We start from the raw sequence: 14,384 nt of genomic DNA, 5'->3' as shown, positions 1-14,384 counted from the left end.
CGCTCAGCGGGCGTGATCCTCCACGCTGCGAGCAGGGACGGCGGGCGGCAGGTGGCGGGCGAGCAGCTGGGCCAGGTGCTCGCCGCGCACCGCCGCGAGGTCGTCGAGCTGCGTGCGGCACGAGAAGCCGTCGGCGAGCAACAGCCCGCCGTCGTCCAGGTCGCGCACGGCCGGCAGCAGCGCCGTCTCGGCCACGGCCACCGACACGTCGTGGTGGCCGCGCTCGACGCCGAAGTTCCCGGCCAGCCCGCAGCAGCCGCCGAGCCGCTGCACCTGCGCGCCGCCCTCGGCGAGCAGCGCGGCGTCGGCCGCCCACCCCATCACGGCGTGGTGGTGGCAGTGCGGCTGCGCGATCCCGCGCTCGTCCGACAGGTCGGGCGGTGACCATCCAGGCGTCGCGGTGAGCACCTCGGCCAGCGTGCGCGTCGCCGCCGCAACCTGCTGCGCCGCAACCAGATCGGCGTCGTCGAGCAGCTCGAGCGCGTCCGAGCGCAGCACGCCCGTGCACGACGGCTCGAGCCCGACCACCACCGCACCCCGCTCGACGTGCGGCAGCAGCGCCCGCACGGTCGCGCGAACCTGCCGCCGCGCGCCGTCCAGCTGACCGGTCGAGATCCAGGTGAGCCCGCAGCAGACCGGCTCACGGGTGACCGACACGCGGTAGCCGGCGGCCTCCAGCACCTCGACCGCCGCCCGACCGACCTCGGGCGCGAAGGCGTCGGTGAACGTGTCGACGAACACCAGCGCCTCGAGCGTCGTGGTGCCAGGATCGGTGTCGCGGTGGTCGAACCAGTCTCGGAACGTCTGCTGCGCGAATGTCGGCAGCCCGCGCCGGGCGTCGACACCAGCCGCCGCGGTCACCACCGGGTGCAGCACCCGCAGCCGCAGCAGCGCGTTCACCGCGCGGGCCAGCCCGGGCACCCGCCCGACCAGCCGCGCCCACCGCGGCAGCCACCCCAGCGCGTAGTGCGCGCGCGGTCGCAGCCGCCGGCGGTAGCGCTGGTGCAGCGCCTCGGCCTTGTACGCCGCCATGTCGATGCCGGTGGGGCAGTCCGACGAGCAGCCCTTGCACGACAGGCAGAGGTCGAGCGCGTCGTGCACCTCCGGCGACCGCCACGGGTCGCGACCGAGGTGCCCGGCGACGGCCTCCTGCAGCACCCGCGCCCGGCCGCGGGTCGAGTCCTTCTCGTCGCGCGTGGCCAGGAACGACGGGCACATCACCCCGCCGGACGTCGTCGTGTCGGCCCGGCACTTGCCCACCCCCGTGCAGCGGTGCACCGCCGTCGACAGGTCGCCGCGGTCGTGGCGGTAGGCGAGGCCGAGCGCCTGCCGGTAGGGCGGCGCCGCGGCCACGCGGACGTCGGCGTCGAACGGCGCGGGTCGCACCACCACCCCGGGGTTGAGCAGGTCGGCCGGGTCGAAGACGCCCTTGACCCGCTCGAACAGCGCGATCGCGGCCGGCGAGTACATCAGCGGCAGCAGCTCGCTGCGGGCCCGGCCGTCCCCGTGCTCGCCCGACATCGAGCCGCCGTGCGCGGCAGCCAGCCGCCCGGCGTCCAGCAGGAAGGACCGGAACACCGCGGTGCCGTCCGCGCGGTCGAAGGGGAAGTCGATCCGGATGTGCAGGCAGCCGTCGCCGAAGTGCCCGTAGGGCAGGCCGGTCAGCCGGTGCTCGGCCATCAGCGCGTCGAACTCGCGCAGGTAGGCGCCGAGCCGTTCCGGCGGGACGGCGGCGTCCTCCCAGCCGGCGTGGGCCGGGTCGCCCGCAGGGGTGCGACCCGACAGCCCTGCACCGTCCTCGCGGATCCGCCAGAGCGCCGCGGCCTGCGCCGGGTCGGTGACCACCTCGTGGGCGAGCGCGCCGGCGTCACGGGCCAGCGCCTCGGCCCGGGCCAGCACGTCCCCGGACGTCGTCCCGGTGAGCTCGGCGAAGAGCCAGCCCTCGCCTCGGGGCATGGGCGGCACCGCAGCCGGTCCGCGACGGGCCCGGACGACGTCCACGATCCGCGCGTCGAGCCCTTCGCACGCCACGGGTCCGTGCGGCAGCACCGCGGTGACGGCGTCGGCGGCCTCGGCCATGGACGGGTAGCCCAGCACCACCAGCACCCGCACCGGCTCGTCGCGCACCAGCCGCACCTCGGCCTGCAGCGTCAGCGCAAGGGTGCCCTCGCTGCCGACCAGCGCCCGCGCGACGTCGAAACCGTTCTCGGGCAGCAGGTGCTCGAGCGAGTAGCCCGACACCTGCCGGCCGAAGCGTCCCAGCTCCGTGCGCACCACGGCGAGGTTGGCGTCGACCACGCGGCGCAGCGCGTCGAGGGTGGCGGACGGCGGGTCGTCGGCGCGCCCGAGCGAGCCCAGTCGCAGCCGCTCGCCCGAGCCGGTGACGACGTCCAGGCCGTGCACGTTGTCGCTCGTCCGCCCGTAGCCCAGAGCCCTCGAGCCGCAGGCGTTGTTGCCGATCATGCCGCCGAGGGTGGCGCGGTTGTGGGTCGAGGGGTCGGGCCCGAAGCGCAGCCCGTGCGGAGCAGCCGCCCGCTGCAGCGACGCCTGCACGACGCCCGGCTCGACCCGTGCCGTGCCGCGCTCGGGGTCGAGCTCCAGCACGCGGTCGAGGTGGCGCGAGACGTCGACCACGACCCCCGGCCCGACGGCGTTGCCGGCGATCGAGGTCCCGGCGCCGCGCATCGTCAGCGGCACGCCCAGCTCTCGGCAGACGGCGGCGGCGGCGAGCACCTCGTCGGTGTCGCGCGGCACGACCACGGCCTGCGGCGGCACGCGGTAGAGCGAGGCGTCCGAGGCGTAGAGCGAGCGGCGCAGCCCGCTGTCGTCGGCGCTGGCGACCCCGGCGGCGCGCAGGGCCTCGACGAGCTCGCTCACCCGCCCGAGCCTACGGCCCGCGACGGCTCGCCTTGCTGGTGGTCCAGGGTTCGGGCAGGCTCGCGAGGTGGCCTCCGAGACGGTCTTCACCTACGCGGCACCGGGTCTGAAGTTCGGCGACGGCGCGAGCGACGAGGTGGGTCACGACCTGGCCCAGCTGGGTGTGACGCGCGTGCTGCTCGTCACCGACCCCGGGGTCGCCGCCACGGGTGCGCCCGACCGGCTGGCCGACGCGGTGCGCGCCGCCGGGCTGCAGGTCGAGGTCTACGCCGACGGCCACGTCGAGCCCACCGACGAGAGCCTGGCCGCGGCGGTCGAGGCGGCGCGGGCGCTCGGCCCCTTCGACGGCGTGCTGGCGGTCGGCGGCGGGTCGAGCATCGACACCGCCAAGGCGGTCGACCTGATGCTGACGTCGCCCGGCGAGCTCATGGACTACGTCAACGCGCCCATCGGCGGCGGCCGCGCACCCCAGGCCCCGCTGCTGCCCCTGGTCGCGGTGCCGACGACCACCGGCACCGGCGCGGAGTCGACCACCGTGTGCGTGCTGGACGTGCTGTCCCGCAAGGTGAAGACCGGGATCAGCCACGCCCGGCTTCGACCGACCCTCGCGGTCGTCGACCCCCGGCTCACGTGGAGCCAGCCGTCGGGCGTCACGGCGAGCGCGGGCATGGACATCCTGAGCCACGCGCTCGAGAGCTTCACGGCGCGCCCCTACGACTCCTTCGACCGCAAGCAGCCCGACCAGCGGGTGCCGTACTGCGGGTCCAACCCGGTGGCCGACATGTGGTCCGAGCGGGCGATGTCGTTGCTGTCCGGGGCTTTTCGCCGCGCGGTGCACGACGGCGACGACCGGGCCGCGCGCGCCGACATGGCGCTGGCCGCCACCTTCGCCGGGCTCGGCTTCGGCAACGCCGGCGTGCACATCCCCCACGCCAACGCCTACCCGGTCGCGGGGCGCGTCCGCGAGTACCGGCCGGACGACTACCCCGGCGACGGTCCGCTGGTGCCGCACGGCATGGCCGTGTCGATGACGGCTCCCGAGGCGTTCCGTTTCACCTTCGCCTCGTCGCCCGAGCGGCACCTGCGGGCGGCCGCGCTGCTGGCTCCCGACCAGTCGCACGAGGACGACGGGGCCTTGCCCTCGGTGCTCGTCGACCTGATGCGCGACATCGGCCTGCCGTCGGGGCTGGCCGAGCTCGGCTTCGACGACCACGACGTCGACGACCTGGTCGAGGGATCGCTGGCGCAGCAACGCCTCCTGGCGATCAGCCCGCGCGAGCCGACGTCCGACGACCTGGCCGGGATCGTCAGCCGCTCGATGCAGAACTGGTGACCGCGGCGGCTGCCGAGCGCACGACGTCCGGCACGGCGGTCGGACGTCGGGTGACCGGGTCGACGTACACGTGCACGAAGCGCCCCACGGCCGCCGGGCGCTCCTCGCCGTCCGCGAAGACCGCGAGGCGGTAGGTCACGCTGCTGCCGCCGACCCGCTCGACCGCCAGCCCGACGACGAGCTGGTCGGGGAATCCCACAGCGGCGTAGAAGCGGCACGACGTCTCGACGACGACGCCGATCGCGGGCAGCTCGCGGACGTCGGCACCGACCTCGCGCATCAGCCAGCCGTTCACGGCCGTGTCGAACCACGAGTAGTAGACGACGTTGTTGGCATGGCCGTACTGGTCGTTGTCGGCCCAGCGCGTCGGCATCGGCCAGTGCACGGGGAAGTCCGCGCGCGCCGACGGCTCGGGCGGCTCGGGCGGCTCGACGTCCGGCATGGCCCCACCCTGCCACGCGCGCGACACTGGGGTGGTGCCTGACCGGGCCACGCCGCCTGACGCCGTCGACCGGGCGTTCGCGGCCGCGCCGCGCACCGGCTTCCTGCCGCGCGCGCAGGTCAGCCACGCGCACGAGGACCACCCCCTCGCCATCGGTTACGGGCAGACGTCGTCGCAGCCCTCGACCGTGCGCACCATGCTGCGGCTGCTCGACGTCCGCGCGGGCCACCGGGTGCTGGACGTCGGCGCCGGGTCGGGTTGGACGACGGCGCTGCTGGCCCACCTGGTGGGGCCGCAGGGGTGCGTCGTGGGCGTCGAGCTCGAGCCCGACCTGGCGCTGTGGGCCGCGTCGAACCTCGCCGCCCAGGCCGTGCCGTGGGCGTCGGTGACCGCGGCCGACCCCGAGCGGCTGGGCCGGCCCGAGCTCGCGCCCTTCGACCGGGTCCTGGTCTCGGCCCAGGCTGCCACGCTTCCGGCCGCGCTCGTGCAGCAGCTCGCGGACGACGGGGTGATGGTTTGCCCGGTGGCCGGGCGCATGGCGCGGGTCGAGCGCGTGCCGGGGTGCGACGAGCCCGCGGTGCCCTGGCACGGCAGCTACCGGTTCGTCCCCCTGCGCGGCCCCGGCTGACCCTCGACGCCGGCAGGCCCGCGCGGCAGACTCGCCGCATGCAGCCGCTCGTGCTGGTGGTCTCGGCGGACGCGCGGGTCGAGCACGAGCTCTGCGCCGACCTGCGCCGACGTTTCGGGGCGGACTACGCCGTCGCGGGTGCCGGCTCGGCCGAGGGCGCCCTGACCGCGCTCGCCGCGCACGCACCCGACCCCGTCGCGCTCGTCGTCGCCGACGAGCACCTGGACGACCCCGGCGCGCTGGAGCTGCTGGCACGGGTGCGCGACGTCGCGCCGACCGCCAAGCGGGTGCTGCTGGTCGAGCGCGGCGACTGGTCGTCGGTGCACCCGGTGGTGGCAGCCACGGCCATGGGACGCGCGGACTTCCACCTGTACCAGCCGTGGCGGCCGCTCGAGCGCGTGCTCTACCCGGCGGTCGCCGAGATGCTCGCGGCATGGGACCGCACGCAGGAGGCCGCCGAGGTGCCGCTGCAGGTCGTGGCCGAGCCGGGCGACCCGTCGTCCCACGAGCTGCGCGACGCGATGACCCGGGTCGGCGTCCCGTTCTGGTTGCACGCGCCGGCGTCCGACGAGGGACGGCGGCTGCGCGGGGCCGCGGGGACGCAGGCGTTGCCGCTGCTGACGTTCTACGACGGCACCGTGCTGCCTGCGCCGTCGATGGCGCAGGTGTGGCAGGTGCTCGGCATGCGCACGTCGCCCCAGGCCACCGACTGCGACGTCGTGGTGGTCGGCGCCGGCCCGGCCGGCCTGGCCGCGGCCGTGTACGGCGCCTCCGAGGGACTCGACACGATGGTGCTGGAGCCGGCGGTGCCGGGCGGTCAGGCCGGCACGAGCTCGTTGATCCGCAACTACCTCGGGTTCCAGCGCGGTGTCAGCGGCGACGACCTGGCCAACCGCGCGGTCGAGCAGGCCTGGCTGTTCGGCACGGACTTCGTGCTGACCCAGGCCGCGACGGCGCTGGAGGTGGACGGCGCGCACCGGGTCGTCGTGACGTCGGACGGCTCGCGGGTGCGGGCGCGGGCGGTGGTGCTGGCGACCGGCGTCTCGTGGCGGCGGCTCGGCGTCCCCGCGCTGGAGGATCTGGTCGGCGCCGGCGTGTTCTACGGCGCGGCCGCCGCCGAGGCCCGGGCCCTGCAGGGGTCGGACGTCGTCGTGGTCGGCGCGGGCAACTCCGCGGGCCAGGCCGTCATGCACCTGTCGCGCTACGCCCGGTCGGTGACCATGGCGGTGCGCGGGAACTCGTTGCGCGCCAGCATGTCCGAGTACCTCGTGAGCGAGGTCGAGCAGACTCCGAACGTGCACGTGCGGCTGGGCACGGAGGTCGTCGACGGCCACGGCAGCGGTCGGCTCGAGGAGCTCACGCTGCGGCGGCGGTCCGACGGCGAGGAGGAGCGGCTGCCGGTCTCCGCGCTGTTCCTGCTGCTCGGCGCCGAGCCGCACACCGACTGGCTGGCGGGCGTGGTGGCCCGCGACGAGGGCGGGTTCCTGCTCACCGGCCACGACCTCACCGGCGCTGGACCCAAGGCCGGGTCGGCGGCCGCCTGGCCGCTGGAGCGGCCGCCGGTGCTGCTGGAGACCAGCGTCCCGGGCGTCTTCGCCGCGGGCGACGTCCGCCACGGGTCGGTCAAGCGGGTCGCCGGGGCGGCGGGCGAGGGCGCGACGGCCATCGCGCTCGTGCACGGCTACCTCGACGACCTGCGGCGCTCGCGCGCGGCCGACCGGGCATGATCGGACCATGAGCCCACGCATCGCGGTCACCGGCAGCACCGGCGCGATCGGCGGCCGCGTCGCCCGCGCCCTGAGCGGCCAGGGCGTGCCGGTGCGGCTGGTGGGCCGCGACCCGTCACGGCTGCCCGAGCTGCCGGGCGCCGAGCGCGCGCCGGCCGCCGAGTACCGCGACACGACCGCCATGACCCGCGCCCTCGAGGGCGTCGAGACGGTGTTCCTCGTGTCGGCGCGCGAGTCGGCCGACCGGCTGGTGGAGCACCGCAGCGCCGTCGACGCCGCCGTGGCGGCCGGGGTGCAGCGCGTGGTCTACCTGTCGTTCCTCGGCGCGGCCGCCGACTGCACCTTCACGTTCGGCCGCGACCACTGGCACACCGAGGAGGCGATCCGCGCGAGCGGGCTGCGGCACACCTTCTTGCGCGACAGCTTCTACAGCGACTTCCTGCCGTTCATGGCGGGGGACGACGGCGTGATCCGCGGGCCGGCCGGCGACGGCCGGGTCAGCGCCGTCGCGCAGGACGACGTCGCCGAGGTCGCGACCGCCGTCCTGCTCGGCATCGCGGACGACGGCACGAGCCCGCACGACGGCACGACCTACGACGTCACCGGACCCGAGGCGGTCAGCCTGCCCGAGGTGGCGCGCACGATCGGCGAGGTCACGGGCCGCGAGGTGCGGTTCGTCGACGAGACGGTCGAGGAGGCGTACGCCTCGCGCGCCCACTACGGCGCCCCGGCGTTCGAGGTCGACGGCTGGGTCACGACGTACCTGTCGATCGCGCGCGGGGAGGTCGAGCACGTGGGCGACGCGGTGCCGCGGCTCACCGGCCACCCGGCCCGCAGCCTGGCCGACGTGCTGCGGGCCGCCCGTGGCTGAGCTGGTCCGCCGCAGCTTCCACCACGCGCTCGGACCGGCCTGGCGGGCCCCGTCACCGACCGCGCTGCAGCGGGCGGTCGGCGGGCGCGTCGTCCTGGTGACGGGTGCGTCGTCCGGGATCGGCGAGGCGACGGCCCGGCTGCTGGGCGCCGCCGGGGCCACGGTGCTGGTCACCGCCCGCCGGGCCGAGGTGCTCGTCCCGCTGGCGGCAGAGGTGGGCGGGCAGGCCTACCCGGCCGACCTGCGCGAGATCGCGGAGGTCGACCGGCTGGTCGACGACGTCCTTCGCGACCACGGGCGCGTGGACGTCCTGGTGTGCAACGCCGGCCGCTCGATGCGCCGACCACTGCGGCGCGGGCTGGAGCGGTTCGACGACGTGCAGCGGGCGCAGGCCACCAACTACACCGGGCCGGTGCGGCTGCTGACCGGGCTGCTGCCGTCGATGCGCGAGCGCGGTGGCCACGTCGTGGTGTCGTCGACGGCGAGCGTCGACCTGCCGACCCCGCAGTGGTCCGCCTACACCGCGTCGAAGGCCGCCCTGGAGGCCTGGATCGACTGCGCCGCAGCCGAGATGCGGCGCGACGGGGTGCGGACGACGTCCGTGCACTGGCCGCTGGTGCACACGCCGATGAGCGCGCCCACCTACCCGGCGTGGGTCCCGGGGCTGTCGGCCGAGCAGGCGGCGCAGGTCGTCGCGGGCGTGCTCGTGCGCCGACCGCGACGGCTCGTGCCGTGGTGGGCGCGCGCGGCCGGCGTCGTGCCGCGCACCGCTCCCGGCCTCTACGACGCCGTGGCGGCACGGGTCGTGCGCCGATGAGCCGAGGGCTCGTCGCCGCGCGCGGGCTGCTGCACCTCGGCGGGGCGCTCGTGCCGTGGCGCCGGCTGCCCGCAACCCTGCCGGACGTCGTCCGCGCGGCGAGGGCGCACCGGCTGACGCTGGGCGGGCTGCTGGCGCTGGCGGCAGCTCGCGACCCCGACGCCGTGGCGCTGGACGACGACGCCGGGCGCGCCACCTACCGCGAGCTCGACGACGCCGCCACCACCCTCGCCGTACGGCTGCACCCGTTGGGGCGCAACGCCTCCCGTCCCCTCGTCGCCTCCGTCTGCCGCGACGCCCGGTCGGTGCTGGTGACCGTGGCGGCGGGCGGGCGCGTGGGAGCCGACGTCCTGCTGGTGCACCCGGACCTCCCGCTGATCGAGCTCGGGGCGGTGCTCGCCCGCGAGCGTCCGGCCGCGGTGGTGATCGACCACGACCTCCCGCTGCCGGACGACCTGCCCCGGGTCGACGTGCGCGAGCAGGGCCGGCAGCACCCGGTGACGACGCACCGGTTGCCCCGACCCCGCCGCCAGGGACGGCTGCTGCTCATGACCTCCGGCACCACCGGCCTGCCGAAGGGCGCCGACCGTGGCGCCGTGCGGCTGGCGCAGGCGCTGCCGATCGGCACGCTCGCCGGCCTGCTGCCGTGGCACCGCGGGACGCCTCTGCTCGTGACGGCACCGGCGTTCCACGGCTTCGGGCTCGGGTTCCTGGCGCTGGGCGTCGCGCTGGGAGCGCCGGTGGTCGTCCGCGCCCGGCTGGACGACGTCGCCGCCGTGCTCGAGCGCGGCGGAGCGCGCGTGCTGGTCGGCGTGCCGACGACGCTGAGCCGGGTCGAGCGCCGCGTCGGCCGGCCGGTGCCGCTCGACGCCGTCGTGAGCGGGGCCGGTCCGCTGCACCCGTCGGTGGTCGACCGGCTGCGGCAGCGGTTCGGCGACGTCGTGCACGACCTGTACGGCTCGACCGAGCAGGGCTGGACGACGGTCGCCACCCCGCGCGACCTCGCGGCGGCCCCGGGCACGGTCGGGCGGCCTGCCGCCGGCGTGCGCGTGGCCGTGCTGGACGACGACGGCCGACCGGTACCTGTCGGCACCACGGGCCAGGTCGCGGTCGGCAGCGTGCTGCGCTTCGCGGGCTACACCGACCTGCACCACGACCGGCCGCACCCGCGCGGCCTTCACGTCACCGGCGACCTGGGGCACCTCGACGCCGACGGACGGCTGCACCTGGCCGGCCGCGCCGACGACGTGGTGGTCGTGGGCGGCGAGAACGTGCTGCTGGGCAAGGTCGAGGCCGCGCTGCTGGAGTACCCGGCGGTGGTCGACGCCGCGGTCGAGGCCGCGCCGGACGCCGACCTGGGCCACCGGCTGCTCGCGCGGGTGGTCGTCGACGGCCCGGTGCCGGACGACGGGTGGCCCGTGGCCCTCGCGGCGCACCTGGCCCCGCGCCTGGCGCGGTTCGAGCGACCGCGCGAGCTGGTGGTCGTCGACGAGCTGCCGCGCCGCGCCACCGGGGCGCTGCCGCGCGACTAGGGCAGCGGACGCCAGACGACGAGCGCGGTGCTGAGGCCGAACGCCGAACGGTCCGGGCGACGTCCGGCCGCCATCGAGACCACCTCGCCACCCGGGCCGGCGGCGAAGACCCGACGGCTCGTGCCCGCCGCCCGCTGCGCCTGGTCGAGCTCGCCGACGAGCTCGGACACCTTGGCGCGCAACGCCTGCACCTGGGTCTCGAGCTCGAGGATGCGCTTGATGCCGGCCAGGCTGACGCCCTCGTCCTGCGAGAGCCGCTGCACCTCGCGCAGGGTCGCGACGTCGCGCGCGGAGTAGCGACGGCCACGGCCACGGGTGCGGTCGGGCTGCACCAGGCCGATCCGGTCGTACTGCCGCAACGTCTGCGGGTGCATGCCCGCCAGCTGCGCGGCCACCGAGATGACGAAGACGGGGGTGTCGTCGTCCAGGTCGAGCTCGGGACGCACGGCGTCCGGACGCCCGGACGACGACCGGCCGCTCACGTCAGTCCCCGGCCGTCGTGCCGGCAGGACGCACCGACCGGGCTCGGGCGAGCAGGTCGGCCCGCGGGTCGTCGTCGGCGGTCGCCGCGGCGTAGGCCTCGACGGCGGCCTGGGCGTCGTCCGAGAGCCGTTGCGGCACAGCGACCTGCACCTGCACCCGCAGGTCTCCGGTGCCCTTGCCGTGCTTCACGCCGCGACCCTTGACCCGCAGGGTGCGGCCCGACGGCGTGCCGGCCGGCACCTTGACCCGCACGGTCGACACCTGGCCGTCGGCGCCCAGCGTGGGCACCTCGACCTGCGCGCCGAGCGCGGCCTCGGCGAACGAGACCGGCACGGTCACCGTGAGGTCGTCGCCCTGCCGGCCGAACGCCGGGTCGGGCGACACCGTCACCTGGATCAGCAGGTCACCCGGAGCAGCGCCCTGGTCGCCCGCAGAACCCTTGCCGCGCAACCGGATCCTCTGCCCGTCGCGCACCCCCGCGGGGATGCGCGCCGTGACCGTGCGGCCCTCGGGCGTGCGCAGCGTGACCGTCGAGCCGACGACCGCGTCGCGGAACGGCAGGGTCGTGGTGGCGTTGACGTCGGCGCCCGGACGGGGACCGCGCGTGCCGAAGCCGAAGCCCCGACCCCCGCCGCCACCGCCGCCGCCCATGCCGCGCAGCAGCTCCTCGAGGTCGACGCCGCCGGCGCCGCCGCTCTGGAACCGCATCCGCTGCCCGGCACCGGCGCCCGCACCGCCCGCGCCGCCGAAGAGGCCGCCGAACAGGTCCTCGAACCCGCCCTGGCCGCCGCCCCCGGGCGCGAACCGCGCACCGCCGTGCGACATCTGCCGGATCGCGTCGTACTGCTGGCGCTGCTCGGGGTCGGAGAGCACCGCGTAGGCCTCGCCGATCTCCTTGAAGCGGGTGTCGTCGCCCTCGTTGGCGTCGGGGTGGTGCTGGCGGGCGAGCTTGCGGTACGCCTTCTTGATCGCGCCCGCGTCGGCGTCCTTGGCGACGCCGAGGGTCGCGTAGAAGTCCTTCTCGAACCAGTCCTGACCGGCCACCCGGCGCCTCCCTTCCTGCTCGCTCGTCGCTACTGCTGGTCGCCCTCGCCGGCCTCGCCGGCAGCGCCGGTCGGCTCGACCGGGTCGGCCACGGCCACGCGCGCGGCGCGCAGCACGCGCTCGCCCGCCTTGTAGCCCGGCTGCAGCACCTGCACCACGGTCGTGACGTCGGTGCCGGCGGCCAGCTCGGCCTGCACGTGCATCAACGCCTCGTGCAGCGCCGGGTCGAACGCCTCGCCCACCTCGCCGAAGCGGGTCAGGCCGGCGCGCGAGAGCACCGTCTCGAGCTTGTCGGCGATCGCGACGAACGGACCGCTCTCGAGGTCGCCGTGCTGGCGCGCGAGGTGCAGGTCGTCCATCACCGGCAGCAGGGACTCGAGCACGGACGCCGTCGCCAGGTCGCGCGCGACGTCGCGGTCGCGCTCGACCCGCTTGCGGTAGTTCACGTACTCGGCCTGCAGCCGCTGCAGGTCGGCCAGCCGCTCGGCGGCCAGGTCGAGCTCGGGCGCGGCCTTGCCGGCCGGCGTCTCCTCGACCTCGGTCTCGTTCGCCATCTCACCGCTCACGTCGGGGGCCGGCGCGGACGACGTCCCGGACGCCGGCTCGCGCACCTGGCCCGTGCTGGGGTCGACCCGGCGCTTGTCGCGGACGACGGGAGGCTCGCTCCCGTCGTCCGCGACCGGCCGTCCGCCCTGGGGGGCGTCGGTCATGCCTGCGCCTTGCCGTCGGTGCTCTCGGGCTCGTCGTCGACGACCTCGGCGTCGACCACGTCGTCGTCCGACGCATCAGCCGGGCCACCGGCGCCGGCGGAACCCGCGTCGTCCGCCGAGCCCTCGGCCGAGCCAGCCGCCTGCTCAGCGGCGTACATCGCCTGGCCGATGGCCTGGCTCGCGGTGGCGAGGGCCTCGGTCTTGGCCTTCAGGTCGTCGCTGGAGGCGTTGGACCCCAGCGCGTCCTTGAGGTCGGCGATGGCCTTCTCGACGTCGGCCTTGGGCTCGGCCGGCACCTTGTCCTCGTTGTCCTTGAGGAACTTCTCGGTCGACCAGACGAGCTGCTCGGCCTGGTTGCGGGTCTCGGCCTCCTCGCGACGCTTCTTGTCCTCGTCCGCGTGCGCCTCGGCGTCCTTGATCATGCGGTCGATCTCGTCCTTCGGCAGCGCGCTGCCGCCGGAGATCGTCATCGACTGCTCCTTGCCGGTGCCGCGGTCCTTGGCCGACACGTGCACGATGCCGTTGGCGTCGATGTCGAAGGTGACCTCGACCTGCGGCACGCCGCGCGGGGCGGGGGCGATGCCGGTGAGGTCGAAGGTGCCCAGCGGCTTGTTGTCGCGCGTCATCTCGCGCTCGCCCTGGAACACCTGGATCGTCACGGACGGCTGGTTGTCGGCCGCGGTCGTGAAGACCTCGCTGCGCTTGGTCGGGATGGCCGTGTTGCGCTCGATGAGCTTGGTCATCAGGCCGCCCTGGGTCTCGATGCCCAGCGACAGCGGCGTGACGTCGATCAGCAGGACGTCCTTGCGCTCGCCCTTCAGGACGCCGGCCTGCAGCGCCGCACCGACCGCCACGACCTCGTCCGGGTTGACGCCCTTGTTGGGGTCCTTGCCGGTGAGCTCCTTGACGAGCGCAGTGACGGCGGGCATGCGGGTCGAGCCGCCCACGAGGACGACGTGGTCGATCTGCGAGAGCTCGATGCCGGCGTCCGCGATGACCTGGTGGAACGGCGCCTTGGTGCGCTCGAGCAGGTCGGACGTCATCTGCTCGAACTGCGAGCGGCTGAGCTGCTCGTCCAGGTGGATCGGGCCGTTCTCGGTCATCGAGAGGTACTGCAGCGACAGGTTGGTGGACGTCGAGCTCGAGAGCTCCTTCTTCGCCTGCTCGGCCGCCTCGCGCAGGCGCTGCATGGCGATCTTGTCCTTGCCCAGGTCGATGCCGTAGCCCATCTTCACCTGCTGCAGCAGGTGGTCGACGATCCGCTGGTCCCAGTCGTCGCCGCCGAGGTCGTTGTGACCGCTGGTGGCGCGGACCTGGATGGTCGAGAAGTCGTCGTCGTCCTTGCCCACCTCGAGCAGGGAGACGTCGAAGGTGCCGCCGCCGAGGTCGAAGACGAGGATGAGCTCGTCCTCCTTGCCCTTCTCCAGCCCGTAGGCGAGGGCGGCCGCGGTGGGCTCGTTGATGATGCGCAGGACGTTCAGACCCGCGATCTCGCCGGCCTCCTTGGTGGCCTGGCGCTCGGAGTCGTTGAAGTACGCCGGCACGGTGATGACCGCGTCGGTGACGTCCTCGCCGAGGTAGCTCTCGGCGTCCCGCTTCAGCTTGCCCAGGATGCGAGCGCTGATCTCCTGCGGCGTGTAGGTCTTGCCGTCGATGTCGACATGCCAGTCCTTGCCCATGTGCCGCTTGACCGACCGGATGGTGCGGTCGACGTTCGTCACGGCCTGGCGCTTGGCGATCTCGCCGACGAGCACCTCGCCGTTCTTGGCGAACGCGACGACGGAGGGCGTGGTGCGCCCGCCCTCGGCGTTCGCGATGACGGTGGGCTCGCCACCCTCCAGGACGGCGACGACGGAGTTCGTCGTGCCGAGGTCGATGCCGACCGCTCGTGCCATCTCAAGGTCTCCTCGTGGTTCAGGT

Annotated in this window: 12 protein-coding genes; 6 read left to right on the top strand and 6 right to left on the bottom strand. The window is 75.2% G+C overall.

Annotated features, from left to right (window positions below):
• Window positions 1–3: 3 nt before the first annotated feature.
• Entirely contained in the window at window positions 4–2,877 is a 2,874-nt protein-coding gene (locus ACYVJ4_RS01515; RefSeq protein WP_460458339.1) for an FAD-binding and (Fe-S)-binding domain-containing protein, read from the bottom strand.
• 67 nt (window positions 2,878–2,944) lie between these two features.
• Here ACYVJ4_RS01515 and ACYVJ4_RS01510 point away from each other — a divergent pair, with 67 nt between their 5' ends.
• The gene (locus ACYVJ4_RS01510; protein WP_460458338.1) at window positions 2,945–4,210 is read left to right on the top strand and encodes a hydroxyacid-oxoacid transhydrogenase; all 1,266 of its coding nucleotides are present in this window, start codon (window positions 2,945–2,947) and stop codon (window positions 4,208–4,210) included.
• On the opposite strand, the gene ACYVJ4_RS01505 is transcribed toward ACYVJ4_RS01510, so the two are convergent.
• Window positions 4,185–4,652 carry an acyl-CoA thioesterase gene (locus ACYVJ4_RS01505; protein ID WP_460458337.1) on the bottom strand — a complete coding sequence of 156 codons (468 nt, stop codon included), beginning with the start codon at window positions 4,650–4,652 and terminating at the stop codon, window positions 4,185–4,187. The two genes, ACYVJ4_RS01510 and ACYVJ4_RS01505, sit on opposite strands and share 26 nt — an antisense overlap.
• Before the next feature lie 34 nt (window positions 4,653–4,686).
• Between ACYVJ4_RS01505 and ACYVJ4_RS01500 the strand changes: the two genes are divergently transcribed.
• Genes ACYVJ4_RS01500 through ACYVJ4_RS01480 form a run of 5 tightly spaced genes read left to right on the top strand, consistent with a single transcriptional unit; the run spans window position 4,687 to window position 10,227 of the window.
• Window positions 4,687–5,280 carry a protein-L-isoaspartate O-methyltransferase family protein gene (locus ACYVJ4_RS01500; protein ID WP_460458336.1) on the top strand — a complete coding sequence of 198 codons (594 nt, stop codon included), beginning with the start codon at window positions 4,687–4,689 and terminating at the stop codon, window positions 5,278–5,280.
• Between the two features lie 38 nt (window positions 5,281–5,318).
• Window positions 5,319–7,007 carry an NAD(P)/FAD-dependent oxidoreductase gene (locus ACYVJ4_RS01495; protein ID WP_460458335.1) on the top strand — a complete coding sequence of 563 codons (1,689 nt, stop codon included), beginning with the start codon at window positions 5,319–5,321 and terminating at the stop codon, window positions 7,005–7,007.
• Between the two features lie 7 nt (window positions 7,008–7,014).
• Window positions 7,015–7,878, top strand: coding sequence for an NAD(P)H-binding protein (locus ACYVJ4_RS01490; RefSeq protein WP_460458334.1), 864 nt, complete (start codon window positions 7,015–7,017; stop codon window positions 7,876–7,878).
• Window positions 7,871–8,695: an SDR family NAD(P)-dependent oxidoreductase gene (locus ACYVJ4_RS01485; protein WP_460458333.1), complete on the top strand. Its 825-nt coding sequence runs from the start codon at window positions 7,871–7,873 to the stop codon at window positions 8,693–8,695. Before ACYVJ4_RS01490 ends, ACYVJ4_RS01485 begins: the two co-directional genes overlap by 8 nt.
• Entirely contained in the window at window positions 8,692–10,227 is a 1,536-nt protein-coding gene (locus ACYVJ4_RS01480) for an AMP-binding protein (RefSeq protein ID WP_460458332.1), read from the top strand. Before ACYVJ4_RS01485 ends, ACYVJ4_RS01480 begins: the two co-directional genes overlap by 4 nt.
• Here the strand turns inward: ACYVJ4_RS01480 and ACYVJ4_RS01475 are convergent.
• From ACYVJ4_RS01475 to dnaK, 4 genes are all read right to left on the bottom strand, one after another.
• A complete protein-coding gene (locus ACYVJ4_RS01475; RefSeq protein WP_460458358.1) occupies window positions 10,224–10,601 on the bottom strand; it encodes a heat shock protein transcriptional repressor HspR in 378 nt (125 codons plus the stop codon). The two genes, ACYVJ4_RS01480 and ACYVJ4_RS01475, sit on opposite strands and share 4 nt — an antisense overlap.
• Before the next feature lie 109 nt (window positions 10,602–10,710).
• Window positions 10,711–11,754, bottom strand: coding sequence for a DnaJ C-terminal domain-containing protein (locus ACYVJ4_RS01470; RefSeq protein WP_460458331.1), 1,044 nt, complete (start codon window positions 11,752–11,754; stop codon window positions 10,711–10,713).
• Between the two features lie 29 nt (window positions 11,755–11,783).
• On the bottom strand, window positions 11,784–12,464 hold the full coding sequence (locus ACYVJ4_RS01465) for a nucleotide exchange factor GrpE (RefSeq protein WP_460458330.1): 681 nt from the start codon (window positions 12,462–12,464) through the stop codon (window positions 11,784–11,786).
• Window positions 12,461–14,359, bottom strand: a complete 1,899-nt coding sequence (dnaK, locus tag ACYVJ4_RS01460) for a molecular chaperone DnaK (RefSeq protein WP_460458329.1) — start codon at window positions 14,357–14,359, stop codon at window positions 12,461–12,463. The genes ACYVJ4_RS01465 and dnaK overlap by 4 nt, the downstream gene beginning before the upstream one ends.
• Window positions 14,360–14,384: the final 25 nt, after the last annotated feature.

It is taken from the genome of Angustibacter peucedani (genome assembly GCF_054779595.1).
The sequence above is the reverse complement of the archived record's forward strand: the minus strand, read 5'-3'. Positions and strand labels throughout refer to the sequence as shown.